The sequence below is a fragment of the Pseudomonas sp. DF11 genome (assembly GCF_058148565.1).
Genome location: NZ_JBYVYN010000002.1, coordinates 516609 through 529495, shown reverse-complemented (window position 1 = coordinate 529495; position 12887 = coordinate 516609). Strand labels below are relative to the sequence as shown.

The following is a 12887-nucleotide window of genomic DNA, read 5'->3' as shown; positions in this document are numbered from 1 at the left end:
GCTTTAATTCGACGAAGGCATTGATCGGCATCTTACGACCTATCGGTCACAGGAAAAACCCACCGCCGTCACGGATGCCATTGACTTTCTAGAGTATAAGCTCTAGAAAACACCCACTCTAATAATATCCGGTGCCCGACGATGCCCGCCGACATTGCCTACCTGCACGAGTCTCAACAACAACTGGACGAGCTGCGGTCGCTCTTCGATGCCCAGCGCCAGGCCTATGCCGCCCATCCAATGCCACCGGCCGAACAGCGCCGACAATGGCTCAAGGCGCTGCGCGAGGTATTGAGCAACGAACGCCAAGCCTTGATCGACGCCATCAGTCAGGATTTCAGCCACCGCAGCGCCGACGAAACACTGCTGGCCGAGCTGATGCCCAGCCTGCACGGCATCCATTACGCCAGTCGGCATCTCCGGGGTTGGATGAAGCCCTCCCGGCGCAAGGTCGGCATGGCCTTCCAACCGGCGTCGGCCAAAGTGGTGCACCAGCCGTTGGGCGTGGTCGGGGTCATCGTGCCGTGGAACTACCCGCTGTTCCTGGCCATCGGGCCGCTGACGGGAGCGCTGGCGGCGGGTAACCGGGTGATGCTCAAGCTCAGCGAGTCGACACCGGCGACCGGCTTGCTGCTCAAGCAATTGCTGGCCCGGGTCTTCCCCCAGGACCTGGTGTGCGTGGTGCTTGGCGAGGCCGAGATCGGCATGGCGTTTTCCAAGCTGCCCTTCGATCACCTGTTGTTCACCGGCGCCACCAGCATCGGCAAGCATGTCATGCGCGCCGCTGCCGAAAACCTGACCCCGGTCACCCTCGAGCTGGGTGGGAAATCGCCGGCCATCGTGTCAGGCGATGTGCCTATCAAGGACGCCGCCGAACGCATCGCCTTCGGCAAGACCCTGAATGCCGGGCAAACCTGTGTCGCCCCGGATTACGTGCTGGTGCCACAGAACCGCGTCGGCGAATTCGTTGAAGCCTATCGCGAGGCGGTTCGCGGGTTTTATCCGACCCTGGCGGACAACCCGGACTACACCGCAATCATCAATGAGCGACAGCTGGCGCGGCTCAACGGCTATATCAGCGACGCCACCAGCAAGGGCGCGCTGCTGATCGAGCTGTTCGATCAAAGCCAGGGGCGGCGCATGGCCCACAGTCTGTTGCTCAACGTCAGCGACGAGATGACCGTGATGCAGGATGAAATCTTCGGCCCGCTGCTGCCCATCGTGCCCTATGAACATCTGGACCAGGCGTTCGCCTACATCAATCAGCGACCTCGCCCGCTGGCGCTGTATTACTTCGGCTACAACAAGGCCGAACAGCATCGCGTGCTCCACGAAACCCATTCCGGCGGTGTCTGCCTGAACGACACGCTGCTGCACGTCGCCCAGGACGACATGCCGTTCGGCGGCATCGGCCCTTCGGGAATGGGGCATTACCATGGACATGAGGGCTTCCTGACCTTCAGCAAGGCCAAGGGCGTTCTGACCAAGCAGCGATTCAACGCGGCGAAGCTGATTTATCCACCCTACGGCAAGCCGTTGCAGAAACTGATCCAGAAGCTGTTTGTCCGCTGACACGTCTCTTCCCGGGTAATCACAAGAATGAACCCAAGCCTCATCGATACACCCGCGCTGTCACGGCGCGGCCTGCTGAAATTCAGCCTCGGCGCCAGCGCGTTCCTGGCCACTGTCGGCCTGGCCGCCAGCCTGAGCGGTTGTTCGCCAAGCCAATCGGCCAACGGCCTGACGACCCTGCGCGATAGCGACTTGCCGTTTTTACGCAGCATCATCCCCGTGATGCTGGACGGCGCAGTGGCCGTCGGACAAATCCCGACCGCCACTGACGCGACCCTGCGAAGCCTGGACAGCGGCCTGGCTCACTTGTCCCCTGCGATGCTCAAGCTCACGCACCAACTGTTCGACGTGCTCACGCTGGGCATCACCCGCGGGCCACTGACCGGGGTCTGGGGCTCGTGGGAAAACGCCAGCGCCGATGACATCCGCCAGTTCCTCAATCGGTGGGAAAACAGTTCGCTGGACCTGCTGCGACAAGGCCACAGTTCGTTGCTGCAACTGGTAATGATGGCCTGGTACAGCCGACCCGAGGCCTGGGCGCATTGCGGGTATCCAGGGCCGCCAACAGTTTAACAGTCACATCCAAACCCTGTGGGAGCGAGCCTGCTCGCGATTGCGGTGTGTCAGTCAATACAGACGCAACTGATCCGACGCCATCGCGAGCAGGCTCGCTCCCACAGGGATCTTCATCGCTAAACTTATAACAATAAGAGGCCCCAAACATGTCCGTCCCCGACCCCTTCCGCGAAGGCCTCGCCCGTGGCTGGACCACCTACAACGGCGCGCAACTGACCCAGGACCTGAGCCTGGAAGCGGACGTGGCAATCGTCGGCAGCGGTGCCGGTGGCGGCACCACGGCGGAAATCCTCAGTGCCGCTGGCTACCGGGTGTTGCTGATCGAGGAAGGGCCGCTCAAGACCAGCCACGACTTCAAGCTGCTCGAAGACCAGGCCTATGGCAGCCTGTACCAGGAAGGCCTCGGACGCATGAGCAAGGACGGCGCCATCACCATTCTCCAGGGCCGGGCCGTCGGCGGCACGACGCTGATCAATTGGACTTCCAGCTTCCGTACGCCCGACCAGACTCTCGTCCACTGGGCCGCCGAGCACAATGTCAAGGGTCACAGCCCCGCCGAGATGGCGCCCTGGTTCGAGCAGATGGAACAACGCCTGGGCGTGGCGCCATGGCTGATTCCGCCCAACGCCAACAACGACGTGATCCGCAAAGGCTGTGAACAATTGGGCTACGCCTGGCACGTCATCCCGCGCAACGTACGCGGTTGCTGGAACCTGGGCTATTGCGGCATGGGTTGCCCGACCAACGCCAAGCAGTCGATGCTGGTCACCACCATCCCGGCCACGCTGGACAAGGGCGGCGCGCTGCTTTACCTGGCGCGGGCCGAGCGCCTGACGATCAAAAACGATGCCGTCATCGGCCTCGAATGCCAAGCCATGGACGAACGTTGCGTGGCGCCGACCGGGCGGCGCATTACCGTCAAGGCGCGGCATTACGTGCTGGCGGGCGGCGGCATCAACAGCCCGGGCCTGCTGTTGCGCTCCGATGCGCCGGACCCGCATGAACGCTTGGGCAAGCGCACGTTCCTGCACTTGGTGAACATGTCCGCCGGGCAATTCGACGAGGTCATCAACCCGTTCTACGGTGCGCCGCAATCGATTTATTCGGATCATTTCCAGTGGCAGGACGGAACCACCGGCAAAATGTCCTACAAGCTCGAAGTCCCGCCCTTGCACCCGGCCCTCGCCGCCACGCTATTGGGCGGTTACGGCCCCGAGAACGCCTTGCACATGTCCCGACTGCCCCATACCCACGCCATGCTGGCGCTGTTGCGCGACGGTTTTCATCCGGACAGCCCCGGCGGCAGCGTCGAGTTGCGCAGCGACGGCACGCCTGTGCTCGACTACGCCGTTTCACCGTATGCCTGGGATGGTTTGCGCCGGGCCTTCCACAGCATGGCCGAGATCCAGTTTGCCGGCGGCGCCAAGGCCGTCATGCCCGTGCACAGCGATGCTCGCTACGTAAAGACCCTGGCCGCAGCCCGCACGTTGATCGACGGGCTCGACCTGGCCTTGTACCGCACGCGCCTGGGCAGTGCCCATGTGATGGGTGGCTGCGCCATGGGGGAAGACCCGAAAACCGCCGTCGCCGACAGCCTGGGCCGCCATCACCAACTGGCCAACCTGTCGATCCATGACGGCTCGTTGTTCCCCACCAGCATCGGCGCCAACCCACAACTATCGGTGTACGGGCTGACCGCGCAATTGGCGACGGCCCTGGTCGAACGCCTGAAAAACCCATGAATATCCGGATTATTCGCAGCGTCTATAGTGCTTTCTTACGTAACAGCCGACTTGGCCGACCGAGAAGGCTGCGATACCATCCGACTCCCCAACGGACTCCCGCCAGGACGACGCGATGAACCGAGTGTTGTACCCAGGTACCTTCGACCCTATTACCAAGGGCCATGGCGATCTGGTCGAACGCGCCGCGCGCCTGTTCGACCATGTGATCATTGCCGTCGCCGCCAGCCCGAAGAAAAACCCGCTGTTCCCGCTGGAGCAACGTGTGGAACTGGCCCGCGAGGTCACCAAACACCTGCCCAACGTGGAAGTGGTCGGTTTCTCGACGCTTTTGGCCCACTTTGCCAAGGAAAAGAACGCCAATGTGTTCCTGCGCGGCCTGCGTGCGGTCTCGGACTTCGAGTACGAGTTCCAACTGGCCAACATGAACCGCCAACTGGCTCCGGACGTCGAGAGTCTGTTCCTGACGCCGTCGGAGCGCTATTCCTTCATTTCCTCGACGCTGGTACGGGAAATTGCGGCGTTGGGCGGTGACATCAGCAAGTTCGTCCACCCGGCCGTGGCCGATGCGCTGACCCTGCGCTTCAAGAAATGACCTGCGGGCTGCGACTCGCTTCGCAGCCCGGCACAGCGCAGTCCATCGCGCCCGCGTGCACTGCGCTCGCCAATGCGGCACAATTGCGCCCATACGTTTTCAGATGCCCGGGCTCAACGCCCCGGCAGGAGCCCGCATGTCCCTGATCATCACCGACGACTGCATCAATTGCGACGTCTGCGAACCCGAATGCCCGAACGAGGCCATTTCCCAAGGCGAGGAGATCTACGTCATCGACCCGAACTTGTGCACCCAGTGCGTCGGCCACTACGACGAACCGCAGTGCCAACAGGTTTGCCCGGTGGATTGCATTCCCTTGGACGAAGCCCATCCGGAAACTGAAGAACAGTTGATGGCGAAATATCGCAGGATTACTGGCAAGGCTTGAACCAGGTGACTTTGCAGTGTTTGTGCCGGCCCTATCGCGAGCAGGCTCGCTCCCACAAGGGATTTTGCTCAAGACACAAATTATGTGAGCACAGCGAATCTCTGTGGGAGCGAGCCTGCTCGCGATAGGGCCATCAGCTGCAGCCAAGATCCAACAGCCTGCCTCACTCCTGCCGCTCGAACCCCTCCCCCACACACCCCAGACACCGCACGAACGTGGCCTTCGCCGGGTCCACCACCAGTGCCTTCCCCGCGTCGCCAACACCACCGCCCAACGCGGTAAACGGCAGGGACACCACAAATGCCCCGGCGCCGATCACAGTGGCGGCCAGCAACAGCGGGCGAGCGATCAGCAGGTCGCCGATCATGGCAAAAGCCGGCGGGTTCTGGATGGTGTAGCGTGGGTCGCCGCTGCCGCTGTTCGCCAGGGCAGGCAAACCGACACTCAGCAGCAGCGCAAGAACGACAGGTCGAAACAGATTCATGGGGCGATCCTTCGGCTTAGCAGCAGTATGACTACTGACTATAGACCGTAGGACAAATCAGCTCTGGCAGCGCGGACACCAGACACTGGCACGCTGGCCCAGGCGAATTTCCCGTAGCCCCGTGCCACAGACCTTGCACAGCTCCCCGCCTCGGCCATAAACGAACAGCTCCTGCTGGAAATAGCCGGGCTGGCCATCGCCGCCGATGAAATCCCGCAACGTGGTACCGCCACGCTCGATGGCATGGGCGAGGATGCGCTTGATCTCGATCGCCAGTTTCAGGTAACGCCCCCGGGAAATGCCTCCGGCGGCCCGACGCGGGTCGATGCCGGCGGCGAACAGCGCCTCGGTCGCATAGATATTGCCCACGCCCACCACCACCGCGTTGTCCATGATGAACGGCTTGACCGCCATGGAGCGCCCACGGGAGAGCTGGAACAACCGTTCGCCATCGAACAGATCGGTCAACGGCTCGGGACCAAGGCGAATCAACAATTCGTGATTGAGCGGGTCGAGGCTCCAGAGCATCGCGCCAAAGCGTCGAGGGTCGGTGTAGCGCAGGGCCAGGCCGGACTCCAGCTCGATGTCCACGTGCTCGTGCTTGGCGGCAGGCATGCCCACCTCCACCAACCGCAGGTTGCCGGACATGCCCAGATGGCTGATCAACGTGCCGACCTCGGCATTGATCAACAGGTACTTGGCCCGCCGCTCCACCTGCACGATGCGCTGGCCCGAGAGCCGCACGTCGAGATCTTCCGGAATCGGCCAGCGCAGGCGGCTGTCGCGGACCACCACGCGGCTGACCCGCTGGCCTTCAAGATGGGGGGCGATTCCGCGACGGGTGGTTTCGACTTCCGGCAGTTCTGGCATGAGGCTCTCGATTCAAGCGAAGCCGCGCACTCAACGAGTGGCGAGGTCGCGGATTTCCTGTTTCTGGGTCTGGAAGTCGTATTCCGACAAGCCGATGTAATCGAGCACCAGGCTGCCGACGCTATTCCATTCATGGTCTTCGGCCTGATTGCCAAGCACCCGGTGGGACGCACAGATGTTCTCGGACATTTTCAGGATCGCCAGCAGGTTTTTCAGTTGGCTGTTGTTGCGTGAGGACTCGTCGCTGAAAATCGCCAGGGCGTTGTGGTGGTTGGCGATGGCCTGGCTGACGTGATCCGGCAGGCGCCAGGACTTGGAAGTGTAGTAACCGACCACCGCGTGGTTGGTGTTGAACACGCGGTTCTCGGTGTCCACCACCCGACACTCGGCGCTGGCATTGGCGTAGGCCTCTTCCAACACGCTCATGTAGTTGGGGAACTGCTTGAGCATCAACGGTACGCCACAATCGTGGAACAAGCCCAACGCATAGGCTTCGTCGCCATTCTCCAGGCCGACGCGCTTGGCCAGGGTCAGGCAGGTCATCGCCACGTCCTGGGCGGTATCCCAGAAGCGGTTCAGGGTGACGATGGCATCGTCGTGCAGCTCGCCCTTGATCGACTGCGCATTGATCAGGTTGATGATCGAACGGCTGCCCAACAGGTTCACCGCGCGCTGGATCGAAGTGATCTTGTTGCGCAGGCCGTAATACGGCGAGTTGACGATCTTGAGCAGGGCACCGGAAAGGCCCGGATCCTGGGAGATCAGCTTGGCGATGGTCTCCAGGTCCGGGTCGGGCATGTACTGTTCCATCTGCAGATCCACCATGATCTGCGGCTGGGGCGGCACACTGATCCCTTGCAGGGACTGTTGGATCTGTTCGGCGGAAAGTTCTTTGGACATGAGTACACACTCTGGGTCAGGCGGGGATTCTAACCTTTAAAGATGGATCCGATACACCGTCGGGTAGATGGGCGGAACTTTCCTCCTGGCATCGGCTTCGGACTTTAAAGGACCGACACCCATGCCTGCCTACAGGCTTGAGTCGGCAACCCAACCACTTAGCTTGAGGAGACTTTTCATGCCTGGCACCCTGAATAACAAACGTGTCGCCATCCTGGTGACCGACGGTTTCGAACAGGCCGAACTGACCGGCCCCCAGCAGGCGCTGGAACAGGCCGGGGTCAAAGTGGACATCGTTTCGGCCCATGAAGGCCAGGTCAAAGGTTGGAACCATGACCAGCCGGCCGACGACTTCCCGATCGACCTGACTTTCAAGGCCGCCAATGTCGAGCAGTACGACGCCGTGGTACTGCCCGGTGGCGTGCAGAACTCCGACACCATCCGCATCGACCCCGATGCCCAGAAACTGGTCAAGGGCTTCGAGGCGGCAGGCAAGCCCATCGCGGTGATTTGCCATGGTGGCTGGCTGCTGGTGTCGAGCGGGCTGGTCAAGGGCAAGACCATGACCAGCTACAAGACCCTCAAGGATGACCTGGTCAACGCCGGCGCGAACTGGGTCGACCAGGAAGTGGTCAAGGACGGCACGTTGATCAGCAGCCGCCAGCCCAATGACATCCCGGCGTTCAACCGCGAGTTGCTCAGCGCATTGTCCGCTCGATAACTCGAGGCCACTGCCAAACTGTCGAGCCGGAGACACGATGTACCTGTGGCGAGGGGATTTATCCCCGCTGGGCTGCGAAGCAGCTCTAAAATCTGGGAACGCGATTCATTGGCCTGACCGAGCCAGCTATTTTGGGACCGCTTCGCGCTCCAGCGGGGATAAATCCCCTCGCCACAGGTTCCGTGTTCGACTTGCCGACAGGGCACGCCGCCACGTTTCATCGTCCTTCAAACCCGCCGTACACTTCAACACGGTATACTCCCGCTCTTTTTTCCGGAGCGACGTCATGTCCCTGCCTAGCCTGCGCCTCAAAGCCAACGCCGACCGTCGCCTGCGCGCCGGCCACCTGTGGGTCTACAGTAACGAAATCGATGTTGCGGCCACCCCGCTGCACGGCTTCAAGGCCGGCGACCAGGCCATTCTCGAAGCCGCCGGCGGCAAGCCGTTGGGCATCGTCGCGATGAGCCCCAACAACCTGATCTGCGCCCGTCTGTTGTCCCGTGACGTGAAGCTGCCGCTGGACAAATCCCTGCTGGTGCATCGCCTCAACGTCGCGCTGTCGTTGCGCGAACGGCTGTTCGATAAGCCGTTCTATCGCCTGGTCTATGGCGATTCCGACCTGTTGCCGGGCCTGGTGGTCGACCGTTTCGGCGATATCCTGGTGGTGCAGATCGCCTCCGCCACCATGGAAGCCCACAAGGACGACGTGATCGCCGCCCTGACTCAGGTGCTCAAGCCCAGCGGCATCCTGTTCAAGAACGACTCTGCCGCTCGCGACGCCGAAGGCCTGAACCGCTACGTCGAGACCGTGTTCGGCCTGGTGCCGGAATGGGTCGCCCTGGAAGAGAACGGCGTGAAGTTCGAAGCGCCGGTCATGGAAGGCCAGAAAACCGGCTGGTTCTACGACCACCGCATGAACCGCGCACGCCTGGCACCTTATGCCAAGGGCAAGCGTGTACTGGACCTGTTCAGCTACATCGGCGGTTGGGGCGTGCAAGCGGCGGCGTTTGGCGCCAGTGAAGTGTTCTGCGTCGACGCCTCGGCCTTTGCCCTCGATGGCGTCGAGCGCAACGCCGCGTTGAACGGCTTTGCCGAGAAGCTGACCTGCATCGAAGGCGACGTGTTCGAGGCGCTGAAGGAGCTCAAGGCCAGCGAAGAGCGTTTCGACGTGATCGTGGCCGACCCACCGGCCTTCATCAAGCGCAAGAAGGACCTGAAGAACGGCGAAGGCGCCTATCGCCGCCTCAATGAGCAAGCCATGCGCCTGCTCAGCAAGGACGGCATCCTGGTCAGCGCGTCGTGCTCGATGCACCTGCCTGAAGACGACCTGCAGAACATCCTGCTGACCAGCGCCCGTCACCTGGACCGCAATATTCAACTGCTTGAGCGCGGCGGCCAGGGGCCGGACCATCCGGTCCACCCGGCCATCGCCGAAACCCGCTACATCAAGAGCATTACCTGCCGATTGTTGCCCAACAGCTAAGGCCGGACGGGGCCAGGGCAGTCGCCCTGCGCCCCTCTGTCGAGAGACACCCCGATCGCAGCCTTGGCTGCGATTTTTTTTTGCGCGTCCGATCAGTCTCCAGCGCAAAAATCACTCACCAGCAAAAGCCTTGTAGGAGAACCCCCACGCAATTACCAGAGCCTTCCTACTCAATCTCCCCGGCGCCTGGCGGGCATGACGCATTAGGATTGAAAGCGCCCCTCAGGTACGCCTTGGAACTCGTCGATGACTGATCCGCAAAATCGCCTGGCTAGCCGCAAACCGGCCACCGTTGGCTTGTTGCTGACGCTGACATTGCTCGGCGTCTTTCCAATCGATGTCGTGCTGCCCTCGTTCCCCGCCCTTTCCGAGCATTTTGGACGCTCATCGTCGGACATCGCCCTGTCTGTCAGTCTGTACGCGGTGGGCATCGCCCTCTCGCAACTGCTGGTCGGTCCACTGTCCGATGCCATGGGACGAAAGAACCTGCTGTTGATCGGGATCAGCGTTTCAGCCGTCGGGGCAACGGGTTGCGTACTCGCCGATGGCTACTGGTCCTTCCTGTTTTTCCGTGTCGTTCAGGCCTTGGGGTGCGGTTGTTTCGTGCTGTCCCAGGCGTTGATCCAGGACCTGTTCACAGGCAGGGAGCAGCAGCGACTGCGTATTTTCCTGGTCACCTGCGGCGGCATTTTCATTTCCGTTTCGCCCCTGGCCGGCACCGGCCTGCAAAGCTGGATGGGTTGGCGCGGCAGCTTCCTGGTGTTCGTCGCCCTGGCCGTCGGCGTGTTTGTGGGCGCAAGCCTGTTACTCAAGCCTTCCCCGGCGGGTCACCCACGGCGGCGCCTGGACTTAATTGCCTCCTATCGAAAGGTCTGCGGCGACTTCAGCTTCATGGCCTATTGGCTGACATCGGCACTGGCCTTTTCCTGCCATTTTTCGTTCATCGTCATTTCGCCGTTGGTGCTCATCGATCAGTTGCAACTCTCGCCCGAGGCCTTTTCGTGGGCACTGCTGGGTTACGGGCTGGCTTATATTGGCGGCGGAGCGGTGGCGACCGTGCTGAGCAATCGCATCGACCCACAGACGCAAATCATCACCGGCCTGGGCCTGATCCTGGCGGCGGGTGTCTTGATGCTCGGGCTCTCCAGCCAACTGGGCTTGTCGGTCGCCACCCTGCTGCTGCCCATGATCGTGTGCACCGCCGGAACGACCATTGCCCGGGCGGCGGCCCACACCCTGGCAATGAATAGATTCCCGGAGCAAGCCGGTACGTCCGCCTCGGCCGGCAGCGTGCTGATCTTCATCGTCGGCGGGCTGACCAGTGCAAGCATCAGCCTCACCCCGCTGGATATGCAGGTCACGCTAGCCCTGTGCCTGATGTTACTCAGCCTCCTGGGGCTGGGGCTCAATACCCTGGTCCGGCAGCGTAACAGTGGGTTGTTGGTCGGCTGAACCCTGCCAGTCGTCATCCCAAGCGCGACATTGGCCTCCGATCAGCGCTTTGCGTCATTTCATCCTGGCGCCAGCGGTGTAGAATCGCGACATTCATCGCCATTCATCCCCGGCGGGTTTATGAGCTCATGCTGAGGCGCGCAGTGATCCTGCAAAGTCATCGGCCACTTCCGGACACACGGCCAAACCCGGGTGCTCCAGACGTCGACAGAAGCTCACTTCCCCTTTGATATCTGATTAGCCGCCCGGAGTGCTCCATGCCTGATTACCGCTCGAAAACATCCACCCATGGCCGCAACATGGCCGGCGCCCGTGCCTTGTGGCGCGCCACGGGGATGAAGGATGACGACTTCAAGAAGCCGATCATCGCCATTGCCAACTCCTTCACCCAGTTCGTACCGGGCCATGTCCACCTCAAGGACCTGGGCCAATTGGTCGCCCGGGAAATCGAACGGGTCGGCGGCGTTGCCAAGGAATTCAACACCATCGCCGTGGACGACGGCATCGCCATGGGCCACGACGGCATGCTCTATTCGCTGCCCAGCCGCGAGATCATCGCCGACTCCGTCGAATACATGGTCAACGCCCACTGCGCCGACGCCATCGTGTGCATTTCCAACTGCGACAAGATCACCCCTGGCATGCTCATGGCCGCCCTGCGCCTGAACATCCCGGTGATCTTTGTTTCCGGCGGCCCGATGGAAGCCGGCAAGACCAAGCTCGCCAGCCACGGCCTGGACCTGGTGGACGCCATGGTCATCGCCGCCGACTCCAGCGCCTCTGACGAGAAGGTTGCCGAGTACGAGCGCAGCGCCTGCCCGACCTGCGGCTCGTGCTCCGGCATGTTCACCGCCAACTCGATGAACTGCCTGACCGAAGCCCTGGGCCTGGCCCTGCCGGGCAATGGTTCGACCCTGGCCACCCACAGCGACCGCGAACAGCTGTTCCTGCAGGCCGGCCGGACCATCGTCGAGCTGTGCAAGCGCTACTACGGTGAGAACGACGAATCGGTGTTGCCGCGCAACATCGCCAATTTCAAGGCGTTCGAAAACGCCATGACCCTGGACATCGCCATGGGCGGTTCCACCAATACCATCCTGCACCTGCTGGCGGCGGCCCAGGAAGCCGAGATCGATTTCGACCTGCGCGACATCGACCGCCTGTCCCGTCACGTGCCGCAACTGTGCAAGGTCGCGCCGAACATCCAGAAGTACCACATGGAAGACGTGCACCGTGCCGGCGGGATCTTCAGCATCCTCGGTTCCCTGGCCCGTGGCGGCCTGTTGCACACCGACCTGCCGACCGTGCACAGCAAGACCATGGCCGAGGCCATCGCCAAGTGGGACATCACCCAGACCACCGATGAAGCCGTGCATCACTTCTTCAAGGCCGGCCCGGCAGGCATTCCGACGCAAACCGCGTTCAGCCAGTCGACTCGCTGGGAAACCCTGGACGACGACCGTGAAAACGGCTGCATCCGCAGCGTCGAGCACGCCTATTCCAAGGAAGGTGGCCTGGCCGTGCTGTACGGCAACATCGCCCTGGACGGCTGCGTGGTGAAGACCGCCGGCGTCGACGAGTCGATCCATGTGTTCGAAGGTAACGCGAAGATCTTCGAAAGCCAGGACAGTGCCGTACGCGGCATCCTCGCCGACGAAGTGAAGGCCGGCGACATCGTGATCATTCGCTACGAAGGTCCGAAAGGCGGCCCGGGCATGCAGGAAATGCTCTACCCAACCTCCTACCTGAAGTCCAAGGGCCTGGGCAAAGCCTGCGCCCTGCTGACCGACGGCCGCTTCTCTGGCGGCACCTCGGGCCTGTCCATCGGTCATGCCTCGCCGGAAGCGGCGGCTGGCGGCGCCATCGGCCTGGTGCGCGATGGCGACAAGGTGCTGATCGACATTCCGAACCGCTCGATCAACCTGTTGATCAGCGACGAAGAACTGGCCGGGCGCCGCGTCGAGCAAGACAACAAGGGTTGGAAACCGGTGGAAGTGCGTCCACGCAAAGTCACCACCGCGCTCAAGGCTTATGCCCTGCTCGCCACCAGCGCCGACAAGGGCGCGGTGCGTAACAAGGCGATGCTTGACGGCCTGTAAGCGTC

12 protein-coding genes are annotated in these 12887 nt (G+C 62.1%); 9 read left to right on the top strand and 3 right to left on the bottom strand.

Translation table 11 applies throughout. The features are described 5' to 3' along the window. Nucleotides 1–141 precede the first annotated feature (141 nt). The 5 genes from AC30D9_RS09065 (at nucleotide 142) to AC30D9_RS09045 (ending at nucleotide 4873) form a co-directional block, all read left to right on the top strand. The gene (locus AC30D9_RS09065) at nucleotides 142–1572 is read left to right on the top strand and encodes a coniferyl aldehyde dehydrogenase (protein WP_307572536.1); all 1431 of its coding nucleotides are present in this window, start codon (nucleotides 142–144) and stop codon (nucleotides 1570–1572) included. 27 nt (nucleotides 1573–1599) lie between these two features. Beyond that, a complete protein-coding gene (locus tag AC30D9_RS09060) occupies nucleotides 1600–2145 on the top strand; it encodes a twin-arginine translocation pathway signal protein (protein ID WP_490143906.1) in 546 nt (181 codons plus the stop codon). 149 nt (nucleotides 2146–2294) lie between these two features. Further along, nucleotides 2295–3890 carry a GMC family oxidoreductase gene (locus AC30D9_RS09055; protein WP_490143905.1) on the top strand — a complete coding sequence of 532 codons (1596 nt, stop codon included), beginning with the start codon at nucleotides 2295–2297 and terminating at the stop codon, nucleotides 3888–3890. Between the two features lie 115 nt (nucleotides 3891–4005). Next, nucleotides 4006–4485, top strand: a complete 480-nt coding sequence (coaD, locus tag AC30D9_RS09050) for a pantetheine-phosphate adenylyltransferase (RefSeq protein ID WP_109752438.1) — start codon at nucleotides 4006–4008, stop codon at nucleotides 4483–4485. A 136-nt stretch (nucleotides 4486–4621) separates the two neighbouring features. Further along, the gene (locus AC30D9_RS09045) at nucleotides 4622–4873 is read left to right on the top strand and encodes a YfhL family 4Fe-4S dicluster ferredoxin (RefSeq protein WP_009683359.1); all 252 of its coding nucleotides are present in this window, start codon (nucleotides 4622–4624) and stop codon (nucleotides 4871–4873) included. Between the two features lie 163 nt (nucleotides 4874–5036). On the opposite strand, the gene AC30D9_RS09040 is transcribed toward AC30D9_RS09045, so the two are convergent. From AC30D9_RS09040 to AC30D9_RS09030, 3 genes are read right to left on the bottom strand one after another with little or no spacing between them, the layout of a single operon-like run. Further along, nucleotides 5037–5357 (bottom strand): multidrug transporter, encoded by a 321-nt coding sequence (locus AC30D9_RS09040; protein ID WP_134926244.1) that lies wholly within the window; start codon nucleotides 5355–5357, stop codon nucleotides 5037–5039. A 57-nt stretch (nucleotides 5358–5414) separates the two neighbouring features. After that, nucleotides 5415–6227: a bifunctional DNA-formamidopyrimidine glycosylase/DNA-(apurinic or apyrimidinic site) lyase gene (gene mutM / locus AC30D9_RS09035; protein ID WP_134926245.1), complete on the bottom strand. Its 813-nt coding sequence runs from the start codon at nucleotides 6225–6227 to the stop codon at nucleotides 5415–5417. Between the two features lie 30 nt (nucleotides 6228–6257). Further along, nucleotides 6258–7073 (bottom strand): HDOD domain-containing protein, encoded by an 816-nt coding sequence (locus tag AC30D9_RS09030; protein WP_167659403.1) that lies wholly within the window; start codon nucleotides 7071–7073, stop codon nucleotides 6258–6260. 232 nt (nucleotides 7074–7305) lie between these two features. Here AC30D9_RS09030 and AC30D9_RS09025 point away from each other — a divergent pair, with 232 nt between their 5' ends. The 4 genes from AC30D9_RS09025 to ilvD all read left to right on the top strand — a co-directional run bounded on the left by AC30D9_RS09025 (nucleotide 7306) and on the right by ilvD (nucleotide 12882). Next, nucleotides 7306–7848 carry a type 1 glutamine amidotransferase domain-containing protein gene (locus AC30D9_RS09025; RefSeq protein WP_490143904.1) on the top strand — a complete coding sequence of 181 codons (543 nt, stop codon included), beginning with the start codon at nucleotides 7306–7308 and terminating at the stop codon, nucleotides 7846–7848. Between the two features lie 286 nt (nucleotides 7849–8134). Further along, nucleotides 8135–9331: a class I SAM-dependent rRNA methyltransferase gene (locus tag AC30D9_RS09020; protein ID WP_003206543.1), complete on the top strand. Its 1197-nt coding sequence runs from the start codon at nucleotides 8135–8137 to the stop codon at nucleotides 9329–9331. Between the two features lie 246 nt (nucleotides 9332–9577). Then, nucleotides 9578–10783, top strand: coding sequence for an MFS transporter (locus tag AC30D9_RS09015; protein WP_490143903.1), 1206 nt, complete (start codon nucleotides 9578–9580; stop codon nucleotides 10781–10783). A gap of 257 nt (nucleotides 10784–11040) precedes the next feature. Beyond that, a complete protein-coding gene (gene ilvD / locus AC30D9_RS09010) occupies nucleotides 11041–12882 on the top strand; it encodes a dihydroxy-acid dehydratase (protein WP_063323942.1) in 1842 nt (613 codons plus the stop codon). Nucleotides 12883–12887 lie beyond the last annotated feature (5 nt).

Bases quoted from the DNA above. Each gene is read 5' to 3' on its own strand.
- AC30D9_RS09065 (WP_307572536.1), top strand. From the start codon at position 142: ATGCCCGCCGACATTGCCTACCTGCACGAGTCTCAACAACAACTGGAC.
- AC30D9_RS09060 (WP_490143906.1), top strand. From the start codon at position 1,600: ATGAACCCAAGCCTCATCGATACACCCGCGCTGTCACGGCGCGGCCTG.
- AC30D9_RS09055 (WP_490143905.1), top strand. From the start codon at position 2,295: ATGTCCGTCCCCGACCCCTTCCGCGAAGGCCTCGCCCGTGGCTGGACC.
- coaD (WP_109752438.1), top strand. From the start codon at position 4,006: ATGAACCGAGTGTTGTACCCAGGTACCTTCGACCCTATTACCAAGGGC.
- AC30D9_RS09045 (WP_009683359.1), top strand. From the start codon at position 4,622: ATGTCCCTGATCATCACCGACGACTGCATCAATTGCGACGTCTGCGAA.
- AC30D9_RS09040 (WP_134926244.1), bottom strand. From the start codon at position 5,357: ATGAATCTGTTTCGACCTGTCGTTCTTGCGCTGCTGCTGAGTGTCGGT.
- mutM (WP_134926245.1), bottom strand. From the start codon at position 6,227: ATGCCAGAACTGCCGGAAGTCGAAACCACCCGTCGCGGAATCGCCCCC.
- AC30D9_RS09025 (WP_490143904.1), top strand. From the start codon at position 7,306: ATGCCTGGCACCCTGAATAACAAACGTGTCGCCATCCTGGTGACCGAC.
- AC30D9_RS09020 (WP_003206543.1), top strand. From the start codon at position 8,135: ATGTCCCTGCCTAGCCTGCGCCTCAAAGCCAACGCCGACCGTCGCCTG.
- AC30D9_RS09015 (WP_490143903.1), top strand. From the start codon at position 9,578: ATGACTGATCCGCAAAATCGCCTGGCTAGCCGCAAACCGGCCACCGTT.
- ilvD (WP_063323942.1), top strand. From the start codon at position 11,041: ATGCCTGATTACCGCTCGAAAACATCCACCCATGGCCGCAACATGGCC.